This is a genomic window from Streptomyces sp. cg36, assembly GCF_041080675.1.
GTDB lineage: Bacteria > Actinomycetota > Actinomycetes > Streptomycetales > Streptomycetaceae > Streptomyces.
In genome coordinates, this window is record NZ_CP163520.1 from 1815616 (window position 1) to 1841305 (window position 25690).

General features: G+C 69.4%; 17 protein-coding genes and 3 rRNA genes. 5 read left to right on the forward strand and 15 right to left on the reverse strand.

What is annotated here, in order from left to right; translation table 11 throughout:
- Nucleotides 1–104: 104 nt before the first annotated feature.
- Entirely contained in the window at nt 105–827 is a 723-nt protein-coding gene (locus AB5J87_RS08100; protein WP_369375532.1) for a 3'-5' exonuclease, read from the reverse strand.
- 89 nt (nt 828–916) lie between these two features.
- Nucleotides 917–2152, reverse strand: coding sequence for an SAV2148 family HEPN domain-containing protein (locus AB5J87_RS08105; protein WP_369375534.1), 1236 nt, complete (start codon nt 2150–2152; stop codon nt 917–919).
- A 377-nt stretch (nt 2153–2529) separates the two neighbouring features.
- Here AB5J87_RS08105 and glgX point away from each other — a divergent pair, with 377 nt between their 5' ends.
- Together glgX and treY are read left to right on the forward strand one after the other, a co-directional pair.
- Complete coding sequence (glgX, locus tag AB5J87_RS08110) at nt 2530–4650, forward strand: glycogen debranching protein GlgX (protein WP_369375536.1); 2121 nt, start codon at nt 2530–2532, stop codon at nt 4648–4650.
- A 151-nt stretch (nt 4651–4801) separates the two neighbouring features.
- Complete coding sequence (treY, locus tag AB5J87_RS08115; protein WP_369375538.1) at nt 4802–7288, forward strand: malto-oligosyltrehalose synthase; 2487 nt, start codon at nt 4802–4804, stop codon at nt 7286–7288.
- A 159-nt stretch (nt 7289–7447) separates the two neighbouring features.
- On the opposite strand, the gene AB5J87_RS08120 is transcribed toward treY, so the two are convergent.
- Entirely contained in the window at nt 7448–7933 is a 486-nt protein-coding gene (locus tag AB5J87_RS08120) for an N-acetyltransferase family protein (RefSeq protein WP_369375540.1), read from the reverse strand.
- Nucleotides 7934–7989: 56 nt separating this feature from the next.
- Nucleotides 7990–8538 carry an FHA domain-containing protein gene (locus tag AB5J87_RS08125; protein WP_369375542.1) on the reverse strand — a complete coding sequence of 183 codons (549 nt, stop codon included), beginning with the start codon at nt 8536–8538 and terminating at the stop codon, nt 7990–7992.
- A 161-nt stretch (nt 8539–8699) separates the two neighbouring features.
- Between AB5J87_RS08125 and AB5J87_RS08130 the strand changes: the two genes are divergently transcribed.
- Nucleotides 8700–9662: a GNAT family N-acetyltransferase gene (locus AB5J87_RS08130; protein WP_369375544.1), complete on the forward strand. Its 963-nt coding sequence runs from the start codon at nt 8700–8702 to the stop codon at nt 9660–9662.
- Between the two features lie 19 nt (nt 9663–9681).
- On the opposite strand, the gene AB5J87_RS08135 is transcribed toward AB5J87_RS08130, so the two are convergent.
- Nucleotides 9682–11031: a GH1 family beta-glucosidase gene (locus tag AB5J87_RS08135; RefSeq protein WP_369375547.1), complete on the reverse strand. Its 1350-nt coding sequence runs from the start codon at nt 11029–11031 to the stop codon at nt 9682–9684.
- 117 nt (nt 11032–11148) lie between these two features.
- Between AB5J87_RS08135 and treZ the strand changes: the two genes are divergently transcribed.
- Nucleotides 11149–12900 carry a malto-oligosyltrehalose trehalohydrolase gene (treZ, locus tag AB5J87_RS08140; protein WP_369375549.1) on the forward strand — a complete coding sequence of 584 codons (1752 nt, stop codon included), beginning with the start codon at nt 11149–11151 and terminating at the stop codon, nt 12898–12900.
- Between the two features lie 34 nt (nt 12901–12934).
- On the opposite strand, the gene AB5J87_RS08145 is transcribed toward treZ, so the two are convergent.
- The 3 genes from AB5J87_RS08145 to AB5J87_RS08155 form a co-directional block, all read right to left on the reverse strand.
- On the reverse strand, nt 12935–14071 hold the full coding sequence (locus tag AB5J87_RS08145; protein ID WP_369375551.1) for a M24 family metallopeptidase: 1137 nt from the start codon (nt 14069–14071) through the stop codon (nt 12935–12937).
- A gap of 220 nt (nt 14072–14291) precedes the next feature.
- Nucleotides 14292–15251: a hypothetical protein gene (locus tag AB5J87_RS08150; protein WP_369375553.1), complete on the reverse strand. Its 960-nt coding sequence runs from the start codon at nt 15249–15251 to the stop codon at nt 14292–14294.
- Between the two features lie 83 nt (nt 15252–15334).
- Complete coding sequence (locus AB5J87_RS08155) at nt 15335–16003, reverse strand: nucleoside/nucleotide kinase family protein (protein WP_369375555.1); 669 nt, start codon at nt 16001–16003, stop codon at nt 15335–15337.
- A 103-nt stretch (nt 16004–16106) separates the two neighbouring features.
- On the opposite strand from AB5J87_RS08155, the gene AB5J87_RS08160 reads away from it, so the two are divergent.
- Nucleotides 16107–16493, forward strand: a complete 387-nt coding sequence (locus AB5J87_RS08160) for a VOC family protein (RefSeq protein WP_369375557.1) — start codon at nt 16107–16109, stop codon at nt 16491–16493.
- Nucleotides 16494–16585: 92 nt separating this feature from the next.
- Here AB5J87_RS08160 and rrf read toward each other — a convergent pair.
- The 7 genes from rrf to AB5J87_RS08195 form a co-directional block, all read right to left on the reverse strand.
- Nucleotides 16586–16702, reverse strand: a 5S ribosomal RNA gene (gene rrf / locus AB5J87_RS08165).
- A 78-nt stretch (nt 16703–16780) separates the two neighbouring features.
- Nucleotides 16781–19905, reverse strand: a 23S ribosomal RNA gene (locus tag AB5J87_RS08170).
- A 279-nt stretch (nt 19906–20184) separates the two neighbouring features.
- Nucleotides 20185–21710, reverse strand: a 16S ribosomal RNA gene (locus AB5J87_RS08175).
- Together the 16S, 23S and 5S rRNA genes form the textbook arrangement of a ribosomal RNA operon.
- Before the next feature lie 618 nt (nt 21711–22328).
- Nucleotides 22329–22736 (reverse strand): peptide-methionine (R)-S-oxide reductase MsrB, encoded by a 408-nt coding sequence (gene msrB, locus AB5J87_RS08180; protein WP_369375559.1) that lies wholly within the window; start codon nt 22734–22736, stop codon nt 22329–22331.
- 13 nt (nt 22737–22749) lie between these two features.
- Nucleotides 22750–24144 (reverse strand): UDP-N-acetylmuramate--L-alanine ligase, encoded by a 1395-nt coding sequence (gene murC, locus AB5J87_RS08185; protein ID WP_369375561.1) that lies wholly within the window; start codon nt 24142–24144, stop codon nt 22750–22752.
- Between the two features lie 101 nt (nt 24145–24245).
- Complete coding sequence (locus AB5J87_RS08190; RefSeq protein ID WP_369375563.1) at nt 24246–24710, reverse strand: indole-3-glycerol phosphate synthase; 465 nt, start codon at nt 24708–24710, stop codon at nt 24246–24248.
- Between the two features lie 182 nt (nt 24711–24892).
- Nucleotides 24893–25657 carry a pyrimidine reductase family protein gene (locus AB5J87_RS08195; protein WP_369375565.1) on the reverse strand — a complete coding sequence of 255 codons (765 nt, stop codon included), beginning with the start codon at nt 25655–25657 and terminating at the stop codon, nt 24893–24895.
- Nucleotides 25658–25690: the final 33 nt, after the last annotated feature.

A 25690-nucleotide genomic window follows, 5' to 3' on the forward strand; every position in this document is an offset into this window, starting at 1 on the left:
GGCCGACCGGGGCCAGGCCGGCGGATCCGGTCGTCGTCGAAGTGGCCGTGCCGTGCGGTGCCGGTGAGCACCCCGTGTCCCGGACAAGACCCGCCGGACGGGCCCTAGCTCCGGGCCGCCGCCGGCTCCCGTATGGGCCAGGCCGGGTCGACCGTCGCGTCCGGTGTGCCCTTGCCGCGCAGGAAGCGCTGGAAGTCGGCGGCCCACTGCGCGTACCACTCGATCTGGCGCGTGTGGAGGTCCTCCGGGAGCAGCCGGGCCACCTGCGGGTGGCGGTCGGCTATGGCCACCGCCACCCGGACCGCCGCCAGCGCGTCCGCGCCCGCCTCGTGGGCGCCGTCGAGCACCACTCCGTACTCCACGCAGACCGCTTCCAGGGTCCGCTTGCCCTTGCGGTAGCGGTCGACGGCGCGGTCGATCGTGTACGGGTCGACGACCGGGCCCGCCGCCGCTCCGCCCATCCGCTCGGTGAGCGAGGGCAGGCCGTGCCGTCGGAGCTCGGCGGCGAGCAGCGAGAGGTCGAAGGCCGCGTTGTAGGCGACGACCGGGACGCCCTGGGCCCAGTAGCCCGTGAGGGTCTCCGCTATCTCGTCGGCGACCTCGCGCACCGGGCGGCCCTCCGAAGCCGCCCGCTCGGTGCTGATGCCGTGGATCGCCGACGCCTGGGCCGGGATCCGGATGCCGGGGTCCGCCAGCCAGTTCCGCGTGCGGACCGGCTCGCCGTCGCGGACGCCGACGACCGCGGCCGTCACGATCCGCGCCTCCAGCGGGTCCGTCCCGGTCGTCTCCAGGTCGAATCCGACCAGCGGTGCTCGGTGCCACCCCATCTTGGCCCTCCCTTGTGGTGCTCTCCCCCAGTTGACGACCAGCCTCGCACGCACCACTGACAACGGGTCCCGGGCCGCCCGGCGACCGGTCAGGAGACGGGCCGCGAGTCGGCCCACACCGACTCGAATTCCTCGCGATATGTCTGGAAAAGTCCGTTCTCATCGTCGTGGTCGGGGCGTACGACACCCCGCCGCGCGCCCCCGCGCAGCACCAGCACCGGCGCTTCCATCCCGCGCGCCCTGCGCAAGTACGACTGGACGACCGCGAGCCCGTCCGTGCCGTCCCCGTCGACCAGGTACGCCGTGAAGCGCGGGGTCTCGTCGAAGACCTGGATCTCGAAGGCCCCCGGATCGCGCAGCCGCGCCCGCACCCGCCGCATGTGCAGGATGTTCATCTCGACCGACCGGCTCAGCTCGCCCTTCTTCAGGCCCAGTTCGCGCTCGCGCCGCTTGACCGCGCTGCTCGCCGGGTTGAGGAAGAGCAGCCGCACCCGGCAGCCCGACTCGGCGAGCCGCACCAGCCGGCGGCCCGAGTAGTTCTGCACCAGCAGATTGAGGCCGATGCCTATCGCGTCGAGCCGCCGCGCGTTGCTGAACAGGTCCTCGGCGGGCAGCTGGCGCTGGAGCCGCACCCGGTCGGAGTGGACCGAGACCACGTCCGCGTACCGGTCGCCCACCAGGTCCTCGACGGCGTCGATGGGCAGCCGGTGCGCGGCGGGCGCCCCCGCGCCGCCGCCCAGTACGTCGAGGAGCCGCGCCGAGGCCCGCTCGGCCTGGGCCAGCACCGCCTCGTTGAGCGCGCGGTTGCGGGAGACCACGTTGCGCGCGACCTCCAGCTCGTCCAGGGCGAGTTCCACGTCGCGCCGGTCGTCCACGTACGGCTCGAAGCACGGCCAGTGCTGCACCATCAGCTCGCGCAGCTGCGGCAGCGTGAGGAAGCTGAGGACGTTGTCGTCGGCGGGGTCCAGCAGGTACCCCTTGCGGCGCGAGACCTCGCGCACGGCGACGGCCCGCTGCACCCACTCCTGCCCGGCCGGACCCGCCGCCGCGACCACCCAGTCGTCGCCGTGGACCGGCTCGTAGATGGGGCGCAGCACGGCGGCCACCACGGCCCGCAGCCGCTGCTCCACCAGGTTCAGCCAGATGTAGGCCCGGCCGGCCCGCTGCGCGCGCGTACGCACCTCGCTCCAGGCGTCCGCGCCCCAGTCCAGCTCCGCCCCGATCTCCACCGGACGGGCCAGCGAGACCGCTCCGGGCGGGATGTCGCCGGATTCCCCCTCGTGACCCGAGTCACCAGGGGGCAGCTCCAGCCCTCCCGAGCTCACCCGCGCACCGCCTTCCGGTCCCCCTCCAACGATCAAGGAAGAGTACTCCGGGAGCAGGAGGCGGTGCAGCCGGATGGACAGGCTGGTTTCCCAACTCCCTTGTTGACGGGACCGGTTCCGTACGGCCCCTTCGGGGGGAGTGAGCGGATTCATAGCTGTTCCGGCCGCCCAGGGGCCCCGGTCATCGTCGGCCGATGGCCGGATCCCGTCGCCCAGGCCGTCCGGATCCCCCCGGATACCGCCCCCGCGACATGGGTAACTGCCGTTCGGATCACCCTCCGGAGCGCTCCGGCGTCCTAGGGGACGCGCCTCTTTTCCGGGAGGATCTGCTTCAAGTGCCCCGCAGCACACGGATCAGAAGTGGAAGAGTCTTGCCCATGCAGGTGTGGCCGGGACAGGCGTACCCGCTCGGCGCCACGTACGACGGCGCCGGGACCAATTTCGCGGTCTTCTCGGAGGCCGCCCGCCGGATCGAGTTGTGCCTCCTGCACGACGACGGTTCGGAGACGGCGGTGGAGCTGCGCGAGACCGACGCGTTCGTGCGCCACGCCTATCTGCCCGGAGTGATGCCGGGCCAGCGCTACGGCTTCCGCGTGCACGGCCCGTACGAGCCGCAGAACGGGCACCGGTGCAACTCGGCGAAGCTGCTCCTGGACCCCTACGCGCGCGCGATCAGCGGGAGCGTCGACTGGGGCGAGGCGGTGTACGGCTACCACTTCGACCGGCCCGAGGCCCGCAACGACATGGACTCGGCGCCGCACACCATGACGTCGGTGGTGGTCAACCCGTACTTCGACTGGGGCGACGACCGCCCGCCGCGCACCGAGTACCACCGCACGGTGCTCTACGAGGCCCATGTGAAGGGCCTGACGATGCTCCATCCGGAGCTGCCGCCGGAGATGCGCGGCACCTACGCGGCGCTGGCGCACCCCGCCGTCATCGGCCATCTGACGGAGCTGGGCGTGACCGCGCTGGAGCTGATGCCGGTGCACCAGTTCGTCAACGACCACCGGCTGGCGGACGAGGGGATGTCCAACTACTGGGGCTACAACACCATCGGGTTCTTCGCCCCCCACAACGCCTTCGCCTCCTGGGGCGACCGCGGCCAGCAGGTGCTGGAGTTCAAGCAGGCGGTACGGGCGCTGCACGAGGCCGGGATCGAGGTCATCCTGGACGTGGTCTACAACCACACGGCCGAGGGCAACCACCTGGGCCCCACGCTCTCCTTCCGCGGCCTGGACAACGCGCAGTACTACCGGCTCGCCGACGACCCGCGCTACTACGAGGACACCACCGGCACCGGGAACTCGCTCCTGATGCGCTCGCCGCACGTCCTCCAGCTGATCATGGACTCGCTGCGGTACTGGGTCACCGAGATGCACGTGGACGGCTTCCGCTTCGACCTGGCGGCCACGCTGGCCCGGCAGTTCCACGACGTGGACCGGCTGTCGTCCTTCTTCGACCTGGTGCAGCAGGACCCGGTGGTGAGCCAGGTGAAGCTGATCGCGGAGCCCTGGGACGTCGGCGAGGGCGGCTACCAGGTGGGCAACTTCCCGCCCCTGTGGACCGAGTGGAACGGCAAGTACCGCGACACCGTACGGGACCTGTGGCGGGGCGAGCCGCGCACGCTGGCCGAGTTCGCCGGGCGCCTGACCGGCTCCTCCGACCTCTACCAGGACGACGGCCGGCGCCCGCTGGCCTCCATCAACTTCCACACCTGCCACGACGGCTTCACCCTGCACGACCTCGTCTCGTACAACGACAAGCACAACGAGGCCAACAAGGAGGGCAACCGGGACGGCGAGAGCCACAACCGCTCCTGGAACTGCGGCGCCGAGGGCGACACCGACGACGCGGAGGTGCTGGAGCTGCGCGAGCGCCAGATGCGCAACTTCATCGCCACCCTGATGCTGTCGCAGGGCGTGCCCATGCTCAGCCACGGCGACGAGTTCGCCCGCACCCAGCGGGGCAACAACAACACCTACTGCCAGGACAGCGAGCTGACCTGGGTGAAGTGGCCGGACCCGGGCAGCGACCCGGAGGGCACCCTGCTCGCGTTCACCCGCACGATGGTGTGGCTGCGGCGCGACCACCCGGTCTTCCGGCGCCGCCGCTTCTTCCACGGCAGGCCCGTCCAGGGCACGCACGACGAGCTGTCGGACATCGCCTGGTTCACGCCCGAGGGCGGGGAGATGGCCGAGCGGGACTGGCAGTCGTCGAGCGCCAAGGCCCTCTCGGTCTTCCTGAACGGCAACGCGATCTCCGAGCCCGGCCCGCGCGGCGAGCGCATCGCGGACGACTCGTTCCTGCTGATGTTCAACGCGAGCGCGGAGACCATCGACTTCCTGGTGCCGGTCAACCACGGCCGGCAGTGGCAGGTGGTGGTCGACACGGGCCTCCCGGCGGGCGCGCCGCCCGGCGAGGGCGCCAAGGTGACGGCGGGCGAGCGGGTCACCCTGGTGGGCCGCAGCCTGGCGGTGCTGCACCGCCCCGCCTGAGAGCCTGCCGGCGTGCCTGCCGGGCGTCGGCGCGCGGGCGGAGGCGCAAGGGCAGGCGCTGGGCGGGCACCGGGCGGAACGCGCGCGGCAGACGGGTGCGCCCGCCCGGTCCGCAGGCACAGAAACCGCCTCGCCGGGTACGTACGTTTGTATGACACCCACCGCGACCTACCGTCTCCAGCTCCAGCCGGACTTCCCGTTCGCCGCCGCCGAGGCGGCCGTGCCCCGGCTGGCCTCGCTCGGGGTGTCGCACCTGCACCTCTCGCCGGTCCTGGAGTCGGTGCCGGGCTCGACGCACGGCTACGACGTCGTCGACCACGCGCGCGTACGCGAAGAGCTCGGCGGCGAGGAGGGGCTGCGGCGGCTCGCCCGCACCGCCCGCGCGGCCGGGCTCGGCCTGGTGCTCGACATCGTCCCCAACCACATGGCGGCGGCGCCGCGCCACAACCGGCAGCTGTGGGAGGTCCTGCGCGAGGGACCCCGCTCGCCGTACGCCAAGTGGTTCGACATCGACTGGGAGGCGGGCGGCGGCAGGGTGCTGCTGCCGGTCCTGGCGGGCCCGCTCGGCGGCGAACTGGCCCGGCTGCGGGTGGACCGGCGCAGGGGCGTACTGACGTACGGCGAGGAGCACGCCTTTCCGCTGCGCGCCGGTACGGACGATCTGGCGCTGCCCGAGCTCCTGGAGGCCCAGTGGTACCGGCTCGGCTGGTGGCGGCTGGCCCGCACCGAGCTCAACTACCGCCGCTTCTTCACCATTTCGGAGCTGATCGGGGTCCGCGTCGAGGACGAGGAGGTCTTCGCGGCCACCCACGCCAAGGTCCTGGAGCTGGTCCGGGACGGCGTGGTGGACGGGCTGCGGGTGGACCATCCGGACGGGCTCGCCGATCCCGAAACGTATCTGCGGCGCCTGCGCACGGCCACGGAAGGGCGCTGGACGGTGGTCGAGAAGATCCTCGCCGCCACCGAGCCGCTGCCCTCCGGCTGGGAGGTCGCCGGAACCACGGGCTACGACGCGCTCCGCCGGATCGACGGCCTCTTCGTCGACCCGGCGGGCCACCGGGAGATCCTGCGCCACTACCGGGAGTTCACCGCCGCGCCCGCCGACCGGGGCGGGCAGTGGGAGGCGACCGCGCGGCGGGCCGCCCACACGGTGGCCGGGCACGAGCTGGCCGCCGAGGTGGCGCATCTGACCCGGGCGGCGGCGCGGCTGTGCGCCCGCGATCCCGCACTGCGCGACCACGCGCCCTGGGCGCTGCGGCTGGCCCTGCACGAACTCCTGGTCCGCGTCCCCGTCTACCGCCCCTACCCCGGCGACGCGCCCTCCGTGCTGACGCCCGAGCTGGCCGACCGGGCACGGGCGGCGTTCACCGTCCCGGAGGAGGCGGCGGCGGTGGACGCGGTACGCGCGCTGCTGCTGGAGGAGGGGGACGAGCCCGGTGGGGACGTTGGGAGCAGTGGGGGCGGTGGGTTCCACAGGGTCAGTGAGCCCAGCGGGGTCCATGGGGTCGGCGAGGGCGGCGGGAGTCGCGGGGCCGGTGACGGTCCGGAGCGGCGGGCCTTCCGGGCCCGCTTCGCCCAGACGTCGTCGGCGCTGCGCGCCAAGTCCCTTGAGGACACGGCGTTTTATCGATATGTCCCCTTGCTCTCCACCAACGAGGTGGGGGGCGACCCGGGCCGGCCGGCCGTCGCCCCGGACGAGTTCCACGCGTACTGCGCCCGCATCGCCCGCGACTGGCCGGACACCGGGACGGTGCTGTCCACCCACGACACCAAACGCAGCGCCGACGTACGGGCGCGGATCGCCGTGCTGTCCGAGTGCCCGGAGCGGTGGTCCGCGCTCCTGGAACGGCTCGCGCCAACGCCCTCCCCCGATCCGCAGCTGGCCTGGACGGCATGGCAGACCGCGGTCGGGCTCGGCGGCGGAGTGACCCGGCAGCGGCTGGACGACGCCCTGCTCAAGGCCGCCCGCGAGTCCGGTCTGCACACCAGCTGGACCGAGCAGGACCCCGCGTACGAGCGGGCGCTGGCCGACTTCGTGGCGGAGGGGCCCGCCGGGCCGCCCGTGGACCGGATCGAGGCGTTCTGCCGGAGCCTGGATCCGGCCACGCGCGCGAACGTGCTGGGCGCCGCGCTCGTCCATCTGACGATGCCGGGCGTGCCGGACGTCTACCAGGGCACCGAGTCCGCGTATCTGGCCCTGGTCGACCCGGACAACCGGCGGCCCGTGGACTTCCCGCCGACCCCCGTGGCGGAGGTGCCCGATCCACGGGCCGAGGGAGCCGACGAGAAGGCGCGGCTCTCGATCGCGGCGCTGCGGCTGCGCCGGGATCTTCCGGAGGCGTTCGGGACGTCGAGTACGTACGCGCCGCTGTACGCGACCGGTCCCGCGTCCGCCCACTGCCTGGCGTTCTGCCGGTCCGGCGAGGTGGTGACGGCGGTGACCCGGCTCTCCCTGCGGCTGACCCAGTCGGGCGGCTGGGGCCCGACGGAGCTGCCCCTGCCCGAGGGGAGCTGGGCCGATGTGCTGGACCCGGGGCGGGAGTTCACGGGCGCGGTGGCGCTGGGCGATCTCCTCGCCGAACGTCCGGTCGCCCTGCTCCGGCGGATCCCCCGGGCAGACACGCCCACGCGGGGCTGAGCCACGGGGACGGCGCCCGGACCCGCCGATCGGGCCTGGGGCCGGGCGTCGCCGGGCAGGCGCGAAGGCGGCAACGGGCCCTGGCCCTCCCCGGACGGCGCGGCCTCTCGGGCCCAACCTTCCATGGACGGCACGACGTCCCGGGCCCTGCTCTCCGGCCTAGCCCTCCGTGGACGGCGCGACTTCCAAGGAGTACCGCACCTTCTCGCGTCCGGCCGCGCCCACGCGGTCGTAGAACCGCCGCGCCCCCTCGTTCCAGACCGGCGTCTGCCACTGCACCTCGCTCAGCCCGAGCTCCCGTGCCTCGGCCACCACCGCCGCCATCAGCCGCTCGCCCAGGCCCAGGCCGCGGTGGCCGTCGCGCAGGAAGAGGCAGTCCATGTGCAGATACTCACGGGCCTGCCAGGTGGCGAACTCGGGGGCGCAGCTCGCGTACCCCACGACCTCGCCGCCCGCTATCTCGGCGACCAGACAGCGCACGCGCGGTGCCGCCGGGCCGAAGAGCAGGGCGCCGAGCCGCTCCGCGAAGTCGGGCGCGGGCGGCGCGGCCTTCTCGTACACCGCGTGCTCCGCCGCCAGTTCGGCCAGGCGGGGCAGGTCGTCGGGGCGGGCGCGGCGCACCCGGGGCTGCTGGTCCTCGTTCATACCGCCATGATGGGGGACCCCGCTGACAACGCCCCCGCCCCTGGCGTTCGCGCAGGTCAGCCGGTGGCGAGCCGGAAGCTCATGCGTCCGAAGCTCACCTGGTCGCCGTCGCTGACGACCACCGCCCCGGTCACCCGGCGCCCGTTGACGCTGGTGCCGTTGGTCGAGCCGAGGTCGCGCAGCACCCAGGCGCCGGACTGGTGGCTGAGTTCGGCGTGCACCCGGGAGACCGTCTCGTGGCTGAGCCGCAGCCCGTTGTGCGGGTCTCGGCCGATGCGCAGCGGATAGGGGCCGGGAGCCGGGAAGAGCAGCTTCGGCAGCCGCTCCGACTGCCAGGCCCGGCGCATCGTCACGGTGAACCCGGACACCCGGCTCACCGCCCCGTACAGCGCCCTCGTCCAGCGCTTGTCCGACTCCAGGTCGACCGTGAGCGCGGCCAGCTCGTCGGATCCGCGCGCGGACAGGGCCAGTTCCATCCGGCGCATGAAGGTGTCGTGCGACAGCTTGCCCTGGGCCGCGCCCTCTCTGAGCACGTCGAGCACACGGTCGCGCTCGGCGTCGGACAGCCGGGCGGAACGCGTGGGAAACGGGAAGGACGATGTCACACGGAGATTGTCGGTCCGACGGCCTCGGCCTGTCCAGCAGGGCCGCAGATTGTCCCCCGCTCCCCCTGCCTCCGGCGCTGACCTGCGAGGAAATCGCTTGCGAGCGTCCGGGGCGGGGTTGTTAGGGTCTGCCGACCGTCGGCACTTCTGAGGGGAACCCCTTGACGACACCCGCGTCGGACATCACCTTCCGTCCGCTCGCCGGGCCCGAGGAACTCGGGCTCTTCCAGCAGCTCTCGTACGTGCTGGACCACGAGGTCGAGGACGACCTCGCCACTGGCCGCCGCCTCCCCGAGTGGATGTGGGTGGCGCTGCGCGGCGAGCGGGTGCGCGCCCGGCTCTCCTGGTGGACGCCGCCGGGCCACGAGGCCCCGCTCATCCTGGACTTCTTCGACGTCGACGACTCGCTGGACCCGGCCGAGCGCCACGCCGTCGGGCTGGAGCTGGTGGAGACCGCCACCGCCGCGGTGATCCCGCGGGGCACCCCCCGCCCCGAGTACTCGCGGTACGCCCCCGGCGACTGGCGCGAGGACCCGCACGCGCGCGAGGTCGTCGAGACGCGGATGAACGTGCTGGCCGACACGGGCGCGCGCGTCCTCGTGGAGCGGCTGCGCCTGGAGTGGAGCCCGGGCACCCCGCTCCCCGCCCCCTCCACCCGGCTGCTCTTCCGCCCGGCGACCGACCGCGAGGAGCTGCTCTCCCTGATGACGCTCGTCCTGGAGGGCACGCTGGACGAGCACAGCCGTACGGAGATGCTCACGATGACGCCGCGCGAGTCGGCGGAGCTGATGTACGAGGAGGAGTTCGAGACGTTCAAGTCACCGCGCGCGTGGTGGCGGATCGCCGAACTCCCGGACGGCGGCGGCCCGGTGGGCTTCGTCATCCCCGCGCGCAACAACTACCACCCGATCATCGCGTACATCGGTGTGCTGCCCGCCCACCGGGGCCACGGCTACATCGACGACGTCCTCGCCGAGGGGACCCGGATCCTGGCCGCCGAGGACGTGCCGCGCATCCGGGCCGCCACGGACCTCGGCAACGTGCCGATGGCCGAGGCGTTCGCGCGCGCGGGGTACGCGAACTTCGAGCGCGCCATCAACATGGTCTGGCCGGCCGAGGGCTGATCCGCAGCTCCCGGCGCGCTCATGCGCGGGCGCGCTGGGAGCGGATCACCTCCCGGTACCACCGGTAGGAGTCCTTCGGGGTGCGCCGCAGCGTCTCGTAGTCGATGTGCACCAGCCCGAAGCGCTGCGACGCGCCCTCGATCCACTCGATGTTGTCGGTGAGCGACCAGACGAAGTAGCCGCGGACGTCGACTCCCTCGGCGATGGCCGTGTGCAGGGCGCGCAGATGCCCGTCCAGGTACCGGATGCGTCCGGCGTCCTCGATGCCGTCGTACGAGCAGCCGTTCTCGGTGATGTACACGGGCGGCAGCCGGTCCCCGTACCGCTCCTTGAGCCGTACGAGCATCTCGCGCAGGCCGTCGGGGACGACGGGCCAGCCGAAGGCGGTGGTCTCGTACCCCTCGATCTCCCGGATGCCGAAGGGGAGTTCCGCGGGCATCTCGAACCCGGCGAAGGAGTCCAGGGCCTGCGGAGCGGGTGCGCCCACGCGCGTGGGGTTGTAGTAGTTCACTCCGTACCAGTCGAGCGGCGCCGAGATGACGGCGAGGTCCTCGGCGACCGGTCCGGGCATCAGGGCGGCGAAGTCGTCGTCGGGGTAGCGGCCGGTCAGGACCGGGTCCGAGAAGAGCCAGTTGCCGATGGTGTCGTAGAGCTCCGCGCCGAAACGATCCTCCTCGCTCTCGCCCGCGGGCCACACCGGTGTGTGCGAGACCGCGAGGCCGATCCGGGCGGCGCCCGCCGCGCGCAGCGCCCCGACGGCCAGGCCGTGCGCCAGCAGCTGGTGGTGCGCGGCCGGCAGGGCGTCGAAGAGCAGCTTCTTGCCCGGGGCGTGCTCGCCGAGCGCATAGCCGAGCAGGGTCACCTCGGCGGGTTCGTTGATCGTGATCCACATGGGGACGCGGTCGGCGAGCCGCTCGGCCACCACGCGCGCGTAGTCGGCGAACCGGTACGCGGTGTCCCGCTCCAGCCAGCCGCCCCGCCGCTCCAGCTCCAGCGGGGTGTCCCAGTGGTAGAGCGTGGGCGCGGGGGTGATGCCGTGGGCGCACAGCTCGTCCACGAGCCGGTCGTAGAAGTCGAGCCCGGCCGCATTGACCGGGCCGCGGCCGTCCGGGACGACCCGGGGCCAGCTGACGGAGAAGCGGAACGCCCCGGCGCCGAGTTCGGCGAGCAGGGCGACGTCCTCGCGGTAGCGCTCGTGGAAGCCGGTGCCGCGGGCGGCGTCGGAGCCGTCCTTGATGCGGCCGGGCTCAGCGGCGAAGGCGTCCCAGCCGGAAGGGCCCTTGCCCTCGGCTGCGGCGGCTCCTTCGGTCTGGAAGGCTGAGGCGGAGGCTCCCCAGAGGAAGCCGTGCGGGAACGGCGGCAGGGTCATGGATCCGGACCTTAATGGCGGGTAACCGCAACCTCCAGCCCTTGATCCCGCCTTCCACGGAGGATGGATGCCCGGTTCCGGGGTTTGACGGTACGCGGGCAACGGGAGGTATCAAGGATGTTGTTCGAGGTGTGGGCGCCGCAGGCGGACCGGGTCGCCCTGTGGCTGGAGGGCACCACCCACGGAATGGAGCCGCACCCGGTCAGGCCAGGCTGGTGGCTGGCCGACGCGACGGCCGGAGACGGCGACCGGTACGGGTACGCGCTCGACGGCGCAGACCCGCTGCCCGACCCCCGCTCGCGCCGCCAGCCGGACGGCCCGGAGGGGCTGAGCGCCGTCGTCCTGCACGACGGCTTCACCTGGCGGCGGCCGTGGGAGGGCCGCCGCCTGTCCGGTGCGGTCCTGTACGAGCTGCACATCGGCACGTACACGGAGCAGGGCACCTTCGACGCCGCGGCGGCCCGGCTCGCCCATTTGGCGGAACTGGGCATCACGCATGTCCAGCTGATGCCCGTGTGCTCCTTCCCCGGGCGGCACGGCTGGGGGTACGACGGGGTGGCGCCCTGGGCCGTGCACGAGCCCTACGGCGGCCCCGACGGGCTGAAACGGTTCGTCGACGCGGCGCACGCGCTGGGCCTCGGGGTCGTCCTGGACGTCGTGCACAACCACCTGGGCCCCTCCGGCAACCGCCTCCCCGCCTTCGGCCCGTACTTCACGGACACCCACCACACCCCGTGGGGCGCCGCCGTGAACCTGGACGCCCCGGGCTCGGACGAGGTGCGCGCCTACTTCCTGGAGAGCGCCCTGGCCTGGCTGCGCGACTACCGGCTCGACGGGCTGCGCCTGGACGCCGTGCACGCCCTCTACGACACGCGCGCGCTGCCGTTCCTGGAGGAGCTCTCCACCGCCGTCGACGTGCTCTCGGTCCAGCTGGGCCGACCGCTCTTCCTGATCGCCGAGTCCGACCGGTGCGACCCGCGCACCACCGCTCCGCGCGCGGAGGGCGGACTCGGACTGCACGCGCAGTGGAACGACGACTTCCACCACTCCCTGCACACCGCTCTCACCGGCGAGTCCCAGGGCTACTACGCCGACTTCGCGCGCGCACCGCTCGCCGCCGTCGCCAAGACCCTCACCCGCGTCTTCTTCCACGACGGCACCTACTCCAGCTTCCGGTCCCGCACCCACGGACGGCGCGTCGACCGCGCCAGGACCCCCGCGCACCGCTTCCTGGGCTACTCCCAGACCCACGACCAGATCGGCAACAGGGCGCTCGGGGACCGGCTCTCCGCCACGCTCTCCCCCGGCCTGCTCGCCTGCGCCGCCGCCCTCGTCCTGACCGGCCCGTACACGCCGATGCTCTTCATGGGCGAGGAGTGGGGCGCGAGCACGCCCTGGCAGTACTTCACGGACCACCCGGACCCCGAGCTCGCCGAGGCCGTACGGACGGGCAGGAGGCGGGAGTTCGAGGCGCACGGCTGGGCCGCGCAGGACATTCCCGACCCGCAGGACCCGGCCACCCGGGCGCGCTCCTGCCTGGACTGGGACGAGCGCGCGAACGAGCCCCACGCGCGCGTACTGGCCTGGTACCGCCTCCTGATCGAGCTGCGCCGGACCCGGCCCGACCTCACCGACCCGGACATCGCCTCCGTCAAGGTCGTCCACGACGAGGACGCCCGCTGGCTGATGTTCCGGCGCGGCGACCTGCGGACGGTGGTCAACCTGGCCAAGGAGCCCGCCGCGATCCCGCTCGGCCGCAACCACTGCCGGGTGCTGGCCGCCTGGGACCCGGTGCCGCCGCCGGACCCGGACGGAACGTTCCGGCTGCCGCCCGAGTCGTGCGCGGTGCTCGGCCCGGTGAACGGCTGACCGGCGCACGCGGACCCGGTCCCCGGCCGACGGGCTACTCCACGAGGGCCATCTCGCGCGCGGTGGCGTTGAAGCTGCGGCCCCCGTCCCCGGTGACCGTGACGATGTCCTCGATCCGGACGCCGAAACGGCCCGGCAGATAGATGCCGGGCTCGATCGAGAAGCACATGCCCGGCACCAGCGGCAGCTCCTCGCCCTCGATCATGTAGGGCGGCTCGTGCGTGGTGACCCCGATGCCGTGGCCGGTGCGGTGGATGAAGTACTCGCCGTATCCCGCCTCTTCGATCACCGCGCGCGCGGCACGGTCCACGTCCTGGCAGGCGGCCCCGGGCCGCACCGCGTCGAACCCGGCCCGCTGGGCCGCGCGCACGACGTCGTGGACATGCCGCTCCTCGGCGGTGGGCTGGCCGACGTGGACGGTACGGGTGGTGTCCGAGCCGTAGCCGTGCTTGAGGCCGCCGAAGTCGAGCACCACCATGTCGCCCCGCCCGATGGTCCGCTCACCCGCCTCGTGGTGCGGGTTGGCGCCGTTGGGCCCGGAGCCGACGACGGTGAAGTCCACCTGCGAGTGGCCGAACTCCAGGAGCAGCGCGGCCAGATCGGCGGCCACGTCGGTCTCCCTGCGACCGGCGAAGCGCACCTTGAGGATCTCCCCGTAGGCCCGGTCGGCCGCCTCACCGGCCGCCTCCAGGCGCGCCAGCTCCGCCGCGTCCTTGACCGCCCGCAGCATCGGCAACGCCTGTGTGAGGGCCGTGTAGGACGTTCCCGGGAGCCGCTGCTGGAGGCCGAGCAGGTGCATGGCCCAGGCGTTGTCGCTGACGCCGAAGCGGCCCCGCTCACCCAGCAGCGGGGCGGTCACGGCGTACGGGTCGACGCTGTCGGTCCAGTCCCGCAGCGTCAGCGCCGCGGCCCCGGCGGCCCGTTCGGCGTCGGGCGCCTCCAGCTTGGGCACCACGAGCACCGGCTCCCGCCCGGCCGCGAGGACCAGGAGGGTGAGCCGCTCGGTGATCGCGGTTGGCTGATACCCCGTCAGATATACGAGGTCGGGCCCGGGCGCGACGAGCACGCCGGCCAGTCCGGCCTCGGCCGCGGACTCGGCGGCCCGGGCCATCCTGGCCCGGTAGTCGTCGGCGGTGAACGGGGCGGGAGGAGGTGTCGTAGACGTGGACATGGCCTCATCCTGCCGGTACGCGCGCGTGGAAGCGATGACCATGGGCGGATCACGGGGATCGGGGCCCGTCCCGCCTTCACGCGCGCGTGGACGCGATGCCGCCTGCCGTGTTCGGCAGCACGGCGATGCCCCTGCCTCTACGCGCGCGTGGACGCGATCGGAAAATGAGGCTGCGCGACGGGCGGAGCCGGTCCCCGCTCCCCCGCCCCGGCAGCGTGCGTCAGGCGCCTTCCTGGCTGTCGCCCGCCAGCCGCTCAAGGAGCTCCTGGAAGTCGTCGCCGACCACGATCCGCAGGCCGTCGCCCTCGTCCTCACGATCGCTGAGCTGTGTGAGGGTGCCGTCGCGCCACCAGTAGACGAACGGGCTGATCGAGCCCGGGGTGTCCTCGAACCCGGACGCCGCGAACGACGCCATCGCGTTGAGCGCCGGGATCATGCCCGCGTCGCGGATCACGTGGAAGGCCAGCTGGTGCCGGAACGGCATCGCCACCAGGGCGCCGTCCGGGGTCAGTTCACGACCGGTGACCTGGGGCACCAGGGCGTCCAGCGCGAGTACGCGGCTGGCCGTGTAGAACGAGTCGCCGACCACCACCTCGAACCGCATGCCGGCCTCGCCCTTGACCGTCTCGTGCGCCTCCACGGGAAGCCGCTTGAGGTTGTGCAGCGCCTGCGCCCGCAGGTCCGCCACCGCCCCCAACGGCTCCAGGGCCTCGTCGGTGAGCATCATGACGCTCTCCGGCAGGTCCAGCGCGAGGATCTCGTACAGCCCCGGTGCGATACCGCGCGCGTAGCTGAAGGTCTGCGGGTCGAGCCCGGCCTGGCTGATCACCCGCGGATAGAGCTGGGCCCGGATCTGCTCGGGCGGCAGCGTGTCCAGCGCGGACGGCCCGTCCATGGTCCGCAGCACCATCCCGACGTGACGGCGGATCAGCTCGGGCCATACGCGCGGCCCCCGCCGGTCGTTGTGGCAGACCGAGGCGAGGTTGCCGAGCCCGAAGCGGCGACCGCCGCTGTCCTTCACCGAGTCCGCGTAGACGATCACCTCCAGGCCCTGCTCGGCGAACGCCTCACGAACCCGGGCACGGAACCGCCCGCCCTCGTCGGCCGAGAAAAAACCGAACTCCGGGTCCCGGGGCACATCGCTCCGGTCCCGCTTCGGCCCTCGTCGGAATATCCCCACGTCAGCTGCCTTCCCTCACACGGGTCACACGGTAGCCCCGCGGTAGATCCCTACGCCGTTCCCACGCCCGGTGAAGGCCGAGCCTACCGAGGCCGTACGGAACTGACGACAAGATCCGCCCGGTCCCGGCCAACGGCCACTACGCGCGCGTTGGCCTCGTCGGACTCCCTCACCCACCGCTCGGCGTACGGCCGGCTCTTCCCGTACCGCACATGCCGCTCGACGAGCCTGCGCACCCGCTCGCCGCCGTCCACGTCGAGGAACCACACCTCGTCGAGCAGACCGCGCACCGGGGCCCACGGCCCCTCGTCGTGCAGCAGGTAGTTGCCCTCGGTGACGACGAGGGGGACGTCCGGGTGCACCGGGATGCTTCCGGCGACCGGCTCTTCGAACGTGCGGTCGAAGGCGGGCGCGTACACCACCGCGCCCGCCTCGGGCGTCCGCAGCCGGGTGAGCAGCGCGGCGTACCCGGCGGCGTCGAAGGTGTCCGGCGCGCCCTTGCGGTCGGCCCGACCGAGGCGTACGAGCTCGGCCTGGGCCAGATGGAAGCCGTCCATCGGTACGAGCACGGCTCGCCCGCCCAGCCGCTCGACCAGCGCCCCGGCCAGCGTGGACTTCCCGGCACCGGGCGGCCCGGCGATACCGAGCAGCCGCCGGCGGCCGGGGACCGCGAGCAGTCGGGCGCGCTCGACGAGACGGTCCAGCGGAAGGTGGCCCGGCCGATCGGGCCGGTCCGGCTGTTCGGGCTCCATGCCCGGCATTCTCCCAGCCGACCGATCACGCCCCACGGCCGCGCCCCGCCCGCGATCCTCAATGACTTTGCCCGACTGCGGTCATACGTATAACCTCGCCGTCATGTCCCACATTGCACTGATCACCCTCGTCGTCCGCGAATACGACGAGGCCATCGCCTTCTACACCGACGCCCTCGGCTTCGAACTCATCGAGGACACCGACCGCGGGGACGGCACCCGCTGGGTGGTCGTCAGGCCGCGCGGCGCCGGAGCGGCGGGCCTGCTCCTGGCCCGCGCGAAGAACGACGCTGAGCGCGCGGCCGTCGGCCATCAGACCGGCGGCCGGGTCGGCTTCTTCCTGCACACCGAGGACTTCGCGGCGGACCACGCACGGATGCTGGCGGCCGGGGTGCGCTTCAAGGAGGAGCCGCGCCACGAGGAATACGGCTCCGTCGCGGTCTTCGAGTACCTCTACGGCAACCGATGGGACCTGCTCCAGCCCGCGTGATCCTCCCCGCGTGGTTCCGTTCGCCCCGAACTCGCCCCTGAACGCAGAAAAGCCCCGTACCGGTGACCGGTACGGGGCTTTTCCCAAAATTTGTTCGGCGGCGTCCTACTCTCCCACAGGGTCCCCCCTGCAGTACCATCGGCGCTGAAAGGCTTAGCTTCCGGGTTCGGAATGTAACCGGGCGTTTCCCTAACGCTATGACCACCGAAACACTATGAAATTAACGAAACCGGGCAACAACACGGCCGTTCGTTATTTCAGAACTAACACAGTGGACGCGAGCAACTGAGGACAAGCCCTCGGCCTATTAGTACCGGTCAGCTCCACACCTTACGGTGCTTCCACATCCGGCCTATCAACCCAGTCGTCTACTGGGAGCCTTACCCACTCGAAGGTGGTGGGAGTCCTCATCTCGAAGCAGGCTTCCCGCTTAGATGCTTTCAGCGGTTATCCTTTCCGAACGTAGCCAACCAGCCATGCCCTTGGCAGGACAACTGGCACACCAGAGGTTCGTCCGTCCCGGTCCTCTCGTACTAGGGACAGCCCTTCTCAAGACTCCTACGCGCACAGCGGATAGGGACCGAACTGTCTCACGACGTTCTAAACCCAGCTCGCGTACCGCTTTAATGGGCGAACAGCCCAACCCTTGGGACCGACTCCAGCCCCAGGATGCGACGAGCCGACATCGAGGTGCCAAACCATCCCGTCGATATGGACTCTTGGGGAAGATCAGCCTGTTATCCCCGGGGTACCTTTTATCCGTTGAGCGACGGCGCTTCCACAAGCCACCGCCGGATCACTAGTCCCGACTTTCGTCCCTGCTCGACCCGTCGGTCTCACAGTCAAGCTCCCTTGTGCACTTACACTCAACACCTGATTGCCAACCAGGCTGAGGGAACCTTTGGGCGCCTCCGTTACTCTTTAGGAGGCAACCGCCCCAGTTAAACTACCCATCAGACACTGTCCCTGATCCGGATCACGGACCGAGGTTAGACATCCAGCACGACCAGAGTGGTATTTCAACGGCGACTCCACAACCACTGGCGTGGCTGCTTCACAGTCTCCCACCTATCCTACACAAGCCGAACCGAACACCAATATCAAACTGTAGTAAAGGTCCCGGGGTCTTTCCGTCCTGCTGCGCGAAACGAGCATCTTTACTCGTAGTGCAATTTCACCGGGCCTATGGTTGAGACAGTCGAGAAGTCGTTACGCCATTCGTGCAGGTCGGAACTTACCCGACAAGGAATTTCGCTACCTTAGGATGGTTATAGTTACCACCGCCGTTTACTGGCGCTTAAGTTCTCAGCTTCGCCTGGACGAATCCAAGCTAACCGGTCCCCTTAACGTTCCAGCACCGGGCAGGCGTCAGTCCGTATACATCGCCTTACGGCTTCGCACGGACCTGTGTTTTTAGTAAACAGTCGCTTCTCGCTGGTCTCTGCGGCCACCCCCAGCTCACCGAGTAAATCGGATCACCAGTGATGGCCCCCCTTCTCCCGAAGTTACGGGGGCATTTTGCCGAGTTCCTTAACCATAGTTCACCCGAACGCCTCGGTATTCTCTACCTGACCACCTGAGTCGGTTTAGGGTACGGGCCGCCATGAAACTCGCTAGAGGCTTTTCTCGACAGCATAGGATCATCCACTTCACCACAATCGGCTCGGCATCAGGTCTCAGCCTTAACGTGTGACGGATTTGCCTACCACACGGCCTACACCCTTACCCCGGGACAACCACCGCCCGGGCTGGACTACCTTCCTGCGTCACCCCATCGCTTACCTACTACAAGTCTGGTTCGTCGGCTCCACCACTCCCCTTTGCCCGAAGGCTCCAGGGCGGCTTCACGGACTTAGCATCGCCTGATTCGATATTGGGCGTTTCAAAGCGGGTACCGGAATATCAACCGGTTGTCCATCGACTACGCCTGTCGGCCTCGCCTTAGGTCCCGACTTACCCTGGGCAGATCAGCTTGACCCAGGAACCCTTAGTCAATCGGCGCACACGTTTCTCACGTGTGTATCGCTACTCATGCCTGCATTCTCACTCGTGAACCGTCCACAACTCGCTTCCGCGGCTGCTTCACCCGGCACACGACGCTCCCCTACCCATCACGATCCCCGTTGGGGGTACATATCGCAATGACACGACTTCGGCGGTACGCTTGAGCCCCGCTACATTGTCGGCGCGGAATCACTTGACCAGTGAGCTATTACGCACTCTTTCAAGGGTGGCTGCTTCTAAGCCAACCTCCTGGTTGTCTCTGCGACTCCACATCCTTTCCCACTTAGCGTACGCTTAGGGGCCTTAGTCGATGCTCTGGGCTGTTTCCCTCTCGACCATGGAGCTTATCCCCCACAGTCTCACTGCCGCGCTCTCACTTACCGGCATTCGGAGTTTGGCTAAGGTCAGTAACCCGGTAGGGCCCATCGCCTATCCAGTGCTCTACCTCCGGCAAGAAACACACGACGCTGCACCTAAATGCATTTCGGGGAGAACCAGCTATCACGGAGTTTGATTGGCCTTTCACCCCTAACCACAGGTCATCCCCCAGGTTTTCAACCCTGGTGGGTTCGGTCCTCCACGAAGTCTTACCTCCGCTTCAACCTGCCCATGGCTAGATCACTCCGCTTCGGGTCTAGAGCGTGCAACTCAAACGCCCTGTTCGGACTCGCTTTCGCTACGGCTTCCCCACACGGGTTAACCTCGCTACACACCGCTAACTCGCAGGCTCATTCTTCAAAAGGCACGCAGTCACGACGCACTGAGTAAACTCAATGCGCGACGCTCCCACGGCTTGTAGGCACACGGTTTCAGGTACTATTTCACTCCGCTCCCGCGGTACTTTTCACCATTCCCTCACGGTACTATCCGCTATCGGTCACCAGGGAATATTTAGGCTTAGCGGGTGGTCCCGCCAGATTCACACGGGATTTCTCGGGCCCCGTGCTACTTGGGTGTCTCTCAAACGAGCCGTCAATGTTTCAGCTACGGGGGTCTTACCCTCTACGCCGGACCTTTCGCATGTCCTTCGCCTACATCAACGGTTTCTGACTCGTCTCACAGTAAGCAGACTGTGAAAGAGAGATCCCACAACCCCCACGACGCAACCCCTGCCGGGTCTCACACGCCGTAGGTTTGGCCTCATCCGGTTTCGCTCGCCACTACTCCCGGAATCACGGTTGTTTTCTCTTCCTGAGGGTACTGAGATGTTTCACTTCCCCTCGTTCCCTCCACATGCCCTATGTGTTCAGGCATGGGTGACAGCCCATGACGACTGCCGGGTTTCCCCATTCGGAAACCCCCGGATCAAAGCCTGGTTGACGGCTCCCCGGGGACTATCGTGGCCTCCCACGTCCTTCATCGGTTCCTGGTGCCAAGGCATCCACCGTGCGCCCTTAAAAACTTGGCCACAGATGCTCGCGTCCACTGTGCAGTTCTCAAACAACGACCAGCCACCCATCACCCCACCACAACGTGGTGAGTGCACTGGGGCGGCGACTGAAGTACAACGGGCCAGGCCCGTGCCTTCAGACACCCAACAGCGTGCCCGGTAAAGCCAGTCCCTTCACTGTGTTCCACGCCGAAGCAGTACTAACAGGAAGCAACCAGACCTTGCCGAATAGTCAACGTTCCACCCATGAGCTGACCGTGCAGAACATTTGCCTGCAATCGGTGCTGTGCTCCTTAGAAAGGAGGTGATCCAGCCGCACCTTCCGGTACGGCTACCTTGTTACGACTTCGTCCCAATCGCCAGTCCCACCTTCGACAGCTCCCTCCCACAAGGGGTTGGGCCACCGGCTTCGGGTGTTACCGACTTTCGTGACGTGACGGGCGGTGTGTACAAGGCCCGGGAACGTATTCACCGCAGCAATGCTGATCTGCGATTACTAGCAACTCCGACTTCATGGGGTCGAGTTGCAGACCCCAATCCGAACTGAGACCGGCTTTTTGAGATTCGCTCCGCCTCGCGGCATCGCAGCTCATTGTACCGGCCATTGTAGCACGTGTGCAGCCCAAGACATAAGGGGCATGATGACTTGACGTCGTCCCCACCTTCCTCCGAGTTGACCCCGGCAGTCTCCTGTGAGTCCCCATCACCCCGAAGGGCATGCTGGCAACACAGAACAAGGGTTGCGCTCGTTGCGGGACTTAACCCAACATCTCACGACACGAGCTGACGACAGCCATGCACCACCTGTATACCGACCACAAGGGGGCGACCATCTCTGGCCGTTTCCGGTATATGTCAAGCCTTGGTAAGGTTCTTCGCGTTGCGTCGAATTAAGCCACATGCTCCGCTGCTTGTGCGGGCCCCCGTCAATTCCTTTGAGTTTTAGCCTTGCGGCCGTACTCCCCAGGCGGGGAACTTAATGCGTTAGCTGCGGCACCGACGACGTGGAATGTCGCCAACACCTAGTTCCCAACGTTTACGGCGTGGACTACCAGGGTATCTAATCCTGTTCGCTCCCCACGCTTTCGCTCCTCAGCGTCAGTAATGGCCCAGAGATCCGCCTTCGCCACCGGTGTTCCTCCTGATATCTGCGCATTTCACCGCTACACCAGGAATTCCGATCTCCCCTACCACACTCTAGCTAGCCCGTATCGAATGCAGACCCGGGGTTAAGCCCCGGGCTTTCACATCCGACGTGACAAGCCGCCTACGAGCTCTTTACGCCCAATAATTCCGGACAACGCTTGCGCCCTACGTATTACCGCGGCTGCTGGCACGTAGTTAGCCGGCGCTTCTTCTGCAGGTACCGTCACTTGCGCTTCTTCCCTGCTGAAAGAGGTTTACAACCCGAAGGCCGTCATCCCTCACGCGGCGTCGCTGCATCAGGCTTTCGCCCATTGTGCAATATTCCCCACTGCTGCCTCCCGTAGGAGTCTGGGCCGTGTCTCAGTCCCAGTGTGGCCGGTCGCCCTCTCAGGCCGGCTACCCGTCGTCGCCTTGGTAGGCCATTACCCCACCAACAAGCTGATAGGCCGCGGGCTCATCCTTCACCGCCGGAGCTTTCCACCCGCCAAGATGCCTCGGCAGGTCGTATCCGGTATTAGACCCCGTTTCCAGGGCTTGTCCCAGAGTGAAGGGCAGATTGCCCACGTGTTACTCACCCGTTCGCCACTAATCCCCACCGAAGTGGTTCATCGTTCGACTTGCATGTGTTAAGCACGCCGCCAGCGTTCGTCCTGAGCCAGGATCAAACTCTCCATGAATGTTTACCGGTAATCCGGTGCACACACACGTAAGAGCGGAACGACCAGGTCGGAATAAGACCAGTCGTCCTCAGCGTCCTCGCTGTGTTGTTGCCTGCCCGTCACATGGACCGGCAGGACTTTTCAAAGGAACCTCCAACCCAACCGACGAGCGGTGGGCCGGGGTTGTCAATCTGGCGTTGACTTTTGGCACGCTGTTGAGTTCTCAAGGTACGGACGCTTCCTTTGTTCCCGTTTCCGGGCCCTCCGGGCGCTTCCTTCGTTTCCGACTCTATCAGACTCTTTCGTGTCCGATTCCCGGTCTCCCGGGTCAAGTCGTTTTGTCTTTCCGGCTGTTGGGCCGTTCCGACGTCCCAGACTCTAGCGGATTTCCCGGGCGGCTCCTAATCGGGCCGTTCGCTCCATCCACTGCCGCGACTTCCCGCTCGAAATGAATTTCGGCATGCCGAAATTCGTCCCGGTCGGGAGATCGTGCTGAGTTGGGGTGCCGCAAGTCTGCGGCGGATGGTTGTCGCCGAACCGTTCCGGCCCCGCGACAACTCGAAGAACTTTACGCAGTTCCGGGACTCGCGTCAACCCCAGGGGCCACTGGAGCCCCTGGGGTTGAGCCGGCCCGCGTCAGGCTTCGTCCGCCGCCAGTCGCAGCGAGATCGAGTTGATGCAGTAGCGCTGGTCCGTCGGGGTCGGGTAGCCCTCGCCCTCGAAGACATGGCCCAGGTGGGAGCCGCAGCGGGCGCAGCGCACCTCGGTGCGGACCATCCCGTGGGAGTTGTCCGCGATGAGCTCCACCGCGTCCGTGTCCTTCGGGTCGAAGAAGGAGGGCCAGCCGCAGTGCGACTCGAACTTGGTGTCCGAGGTGAAGAGCTCCGCGCCGCAGGCCCGGCACGCGTAGACGCCCTTGGTCTTGGTGTCCGTGTACTCACCGACGAACGCGGGCTCGGTGCCCGCCTGGCGCAGTACCGCGTACTCCGCCGGGCTCAGCTCCGCCCGCCACTGCTCGTCCGGCTTCTCGACCTCGTACGACATGGCAGGGACTCCCTCAGTGCGACAGACGGGCCAGGATCTGCGGGCCCAGGTCCGTCACGTCGCCCGCGCCCATGGTGAGAACGAGATCGCCCGGCCGGGCCATTCCCGCGATGGCGTCCGGCACGGCCGCCTGGTCGTGGACGGCGGTGACCTCGGCGCCCGCCGCGACGGCCGCGTCGATGATCAGTTCGCTGGTGACGCCGGGGATCGGGTCCTCGCGCGCGGGATAGATGTCGAGGACGACGGAGGAGTCGGCGAGCGCGAGCGCGCGGCCCATCTCCGTACCGAGTTCCTGGGTGCGGGAGAAGAGGTGCGGCTGGAAGACCACGAGCAGGCGGGAGTCCGCGGCGGCGCCGCGCATCGCCTCCAGGTCGGCGGTCATCTCGGTCGGGTGGTGCGCGTAGGAGTCGACGACCTGGACGCCGGCGGCCTCGCCCTTGAGCTGGAGGCGGCGCTTGACGCCGGTGTACTTGCCGAGCGCCGAGGCCAGGTTGTGGGCCGGGATGCCGAGGGCGACGCCCGCGGCGAGCGCGGCGACCGCGTTGTGGGCGTAGTGCGCGCCGGGCACCGAGACCGTGAAGGTGAGGAACCGGCCGCCGAGCAGGACGGTGACCTCGCTGGTGAGGCCGCGCGGGGTGACCTTGTGGACGCGCACGTCGGCCTGCTCGTCGGAGCCGTAGGTGACGACCTTCAGGGAGGAGAGGTCGCGGACCCGGCGGGTGAGCTCGATGGCGCCGGGCTGGTCGGCGGAGACGACGAGGGTGCCGCCGGGGACGACCTTGCCGACGAAGGTCTCGAAGGACTCGTAGATCTCGTCCATCGAGGCGTAGTTGGCGTGGTGGTCGAGCTCGACGTTGAGGACGATGGCGACCTCGGGGTCGTACTTCTGGAAGCTGCGGTCGCTCTCGTCCGCCTCGGCCACGAAGATGTCGCCCTCGCCGTGGTGGGCGTTGGTGCCCGGTCCGGCGAGGTCGCCGCCGATCGCGTACGAGGGGTCGAGGCCCAGCTCGGTGAGGGCGACGGCCAGCATCGAGGTGGTGGTGGTCTTGCCGTGCGTGCCGGCGACGGCGATCGCGCGCAGGCCGCCCATGAGCGCGGCGAGCGCGTCGGAGCGGTGGACGACGGGGACGGAGAGCTCGGCGGCGCGGGCGAGCTCGGGGTTGTCGGCGCGGATGGCGCTGGAGACGACGACGCAGCTGGCGTCGGCGGCGAGGTGCTCGGCGGCGTGCCCGATGTGGACGGTGGCGCCGAGGGCGCGCAGGGCCTCGGCGGTGCCGGACTCCTTGGCGTCGCTGCCCGCGACCTTCGCGCCGCGCTGGGTCAGGATCTTGGCGATCCCCGACATTCCGGCACCACCGATGCCGATGAAGTGCGGCCGTTCCATGGCGGTGGGGATCGCGGGTGCCATTTGCGTGTGTCTCCCGGGGGTGCGCTGCGTACGGGGTGGTGTCGGCCGGTGGGGGCCGACGGCGCCGGACCGGTGGTGGACCGGTCCGGTGAGCCATCACCCTATTCGCTGTGCGCCTCCTCGCTGTGCGCGAAGAGCTTGAGGACGGGGACGCCGACCTTGTGGCGGGCCCGGGAGGCCCAGTCGCGGTGGAAGAACTCCTCGACGTAGTGGGGTGCGGTCAGCACGATCACCTCGTCGGCCTTCACCTCGTCGACGACGGACTTCAGCAGGTCGAGGGGGTGGTCCTCGACGATCTGGCCGACGGCGGCGCTGCCGGTGGCGCGCAGGGCGGCCAGGGAGTGCTCCAGGGCGCGTGCGGCGGGGGCCTGGGCGGCGGCGCCCTCGGGTTCGTCGCCTTCGTGGACGGCTTCGTCGAGCTCGCCCAGGGCGACGTCGTCGATGGCGCGCAGCAGGCGGTCCTGGTCGCCGCGGGGCTGCATGAGGACGACGAAGGAGACCGGCTCGTCACCGTGCAGGGTGGTGACGAATTCCACGTCCACGGAGGTCAGGGGCTTCTCGATCATCAATACGCTTGTGAACACGACAAACGCCCTTCTCTTCACTCCGGCCGGTCGCCCGCGAGGCCGGGTGACCTCGACGTGGTTACCCGCCCCTGCGGAAACCATCCTTCCCCGTGCCCGCACGGGGTCTGCGTGAGTAAGTGTGCCCAGCGGAAGCTAACCGGAACGACAAATTCCGCTGATTGTCAGATCCGACGGTAACGCGTGTAGAGGAACCCGGCCTCTTCCAGCAGGGAGTCCAGGCGGAACCGCTCGGGGACGCTCATCGCGGGCCCTCCGGCGATCCGCTGGGCGGTGCCCGCCGTGAGCAACGGCGACACCGTCAGACACAGCTCGTCCAGCACTCCGGCCGCCACGAACTGGCCGAGCAGCCGGGGCCCGCCCTCGGTCAGCATCCGCCGCAGCCCGCGCGCGGCCAGCGCCCGTACGGCCCGCTCGGGCTCCACGCCCGGCCCGTCGCCCGCGATCAGCACCTGGGCGCCGGCCGCCTCGGCGGCGCGGACGCGGTCCGGGGCCGCCGCCGCGCCGGTCAGGACGAGGGTGGGCACCAGCGGCGAGGTGAACAGGGGCAGCGAGAAGTCCAGGTCGAGGCTGGCGGTGACGACCGCGATGACCGGGGCGGGGCCCTGGCCGGCCGCCGCGCGCCGGGCCGCGAAGACCTCGCGGGCGCGGGCCGGGCGGTAGCCCTCCTGGCGTACCGTTTCCGCACCCACCACGACCACGTCGGCGAGGGCCCGCAGGGTGCCGAAGATCCGCATGTCGGTGTCGGAGGAGAGGGGCTGCGAGCGGCCCTCGTGCTGGCCCGCGCCGTCGAGCGAGGAGACCATGTTGGCCCGCAGCCAGGGGCCGTCCGTCTCGGGGTAGGCGTACGCCTCGGCCAGGGCGTCGAACGGCCACTCGCCCTCGGGGCCGGGCGGTGTCTGGTCGGTCACAGGGAACAGGCGTCGCATCCGTGCAGTCTTACACGGCGCTTACAGTGGTGA

Bases quoted from the DNA above. Each gene is read 5' to 3' on its own strand.
- msrB (WP_369375559.1), bottom strand. From the start codon at position 22,736: ATGTCGTACGAGGTCGAGAAGCCGGACGAGCAGTGGCGGGCGGAGCTG.
- AB5J87_RS08100 (WP_369375532.1), bottom strand. From the start codon at position 827: ATGGGGTGGCACCGAGCACCGCTGGTCGGATTCGACCTGGAGACGACC.
- AB5J87_RS08155 (WP_369375555.1), bottom strand. From the start codon at position 16,003: ATGGAGCCCGAACAGCCGGACCGGCCCGATCGGCCGGGCCACCTTCCG.
- AB5J87_RS08120 (WP_369375540.1), bottom strand. From the start codon at position 7,933: ATGAACGAGGACCAGCAGCCCCGGGTGCGCCGCGCCCGCCCCGACGAC.
- treZ (WP_369375549.1), top strand. From the start codon at position 11,149: ATGTTGTTCGAGGTGTGGGCGCCGCAGGCGGACCGGGTCGCCCTGTGG.
- glgX (WP_369375536.1), top strand. From the start codon at position 2,530: ATGCAGGTGTGGCCGGGACAGGCGTACCCGCTCGGCGCCACGTACGAC.
- AB5J87_RS08160 (WP_369375557.1), top strand. From the start codon at position 16,107: ATGTCCCACATTGCACTGATCACCCTCGTCGTCCGCGAATACGACGAG.
- AB5J87_RS08135 (WP_369375547.1), bottom strand. From the start codon at position 11,031: ATGACCCTGCCGCCGTTCCCGCACGGCTTCCTCTGGGGAGCCTCCGCC.
- AB5J87_RS08190 (WP_369375563.1), bottom strand. From the start codon at position 24,710: ATGATCGAGAAGCCCCTGACCTCCGTGGACGTGGAATTCGTCACCACC.
- treY (WP_369375538.1), top strand. From the start codon at position 4,802: ATGACACCCACCGCGACCTACCGTCTCCAGCTCCAGCCGGACTTCCCG.
- AB5J87_RS08195 (WP_369375565.1), bottom strand. From the start codon at position 25,657: ATGCGACGCCTGTTCCCTGTGACCGACCAGACACCGCCCGGCCCCGAG.
- AB5J87_RS08145 (WP_369375551.1), bottom strand. From the start codon at position 14,071: ATGTCCACGTCTACGACACCTCCTCCCGCCCCGTTCACCGCCGACGAC.
- murC (WP_369375561.1), bottom strand. From the start codon at position 24,144: ATGGCACCCGCGATCCCCACCGCCATGGAACGGCCGCACTTCATCGGC.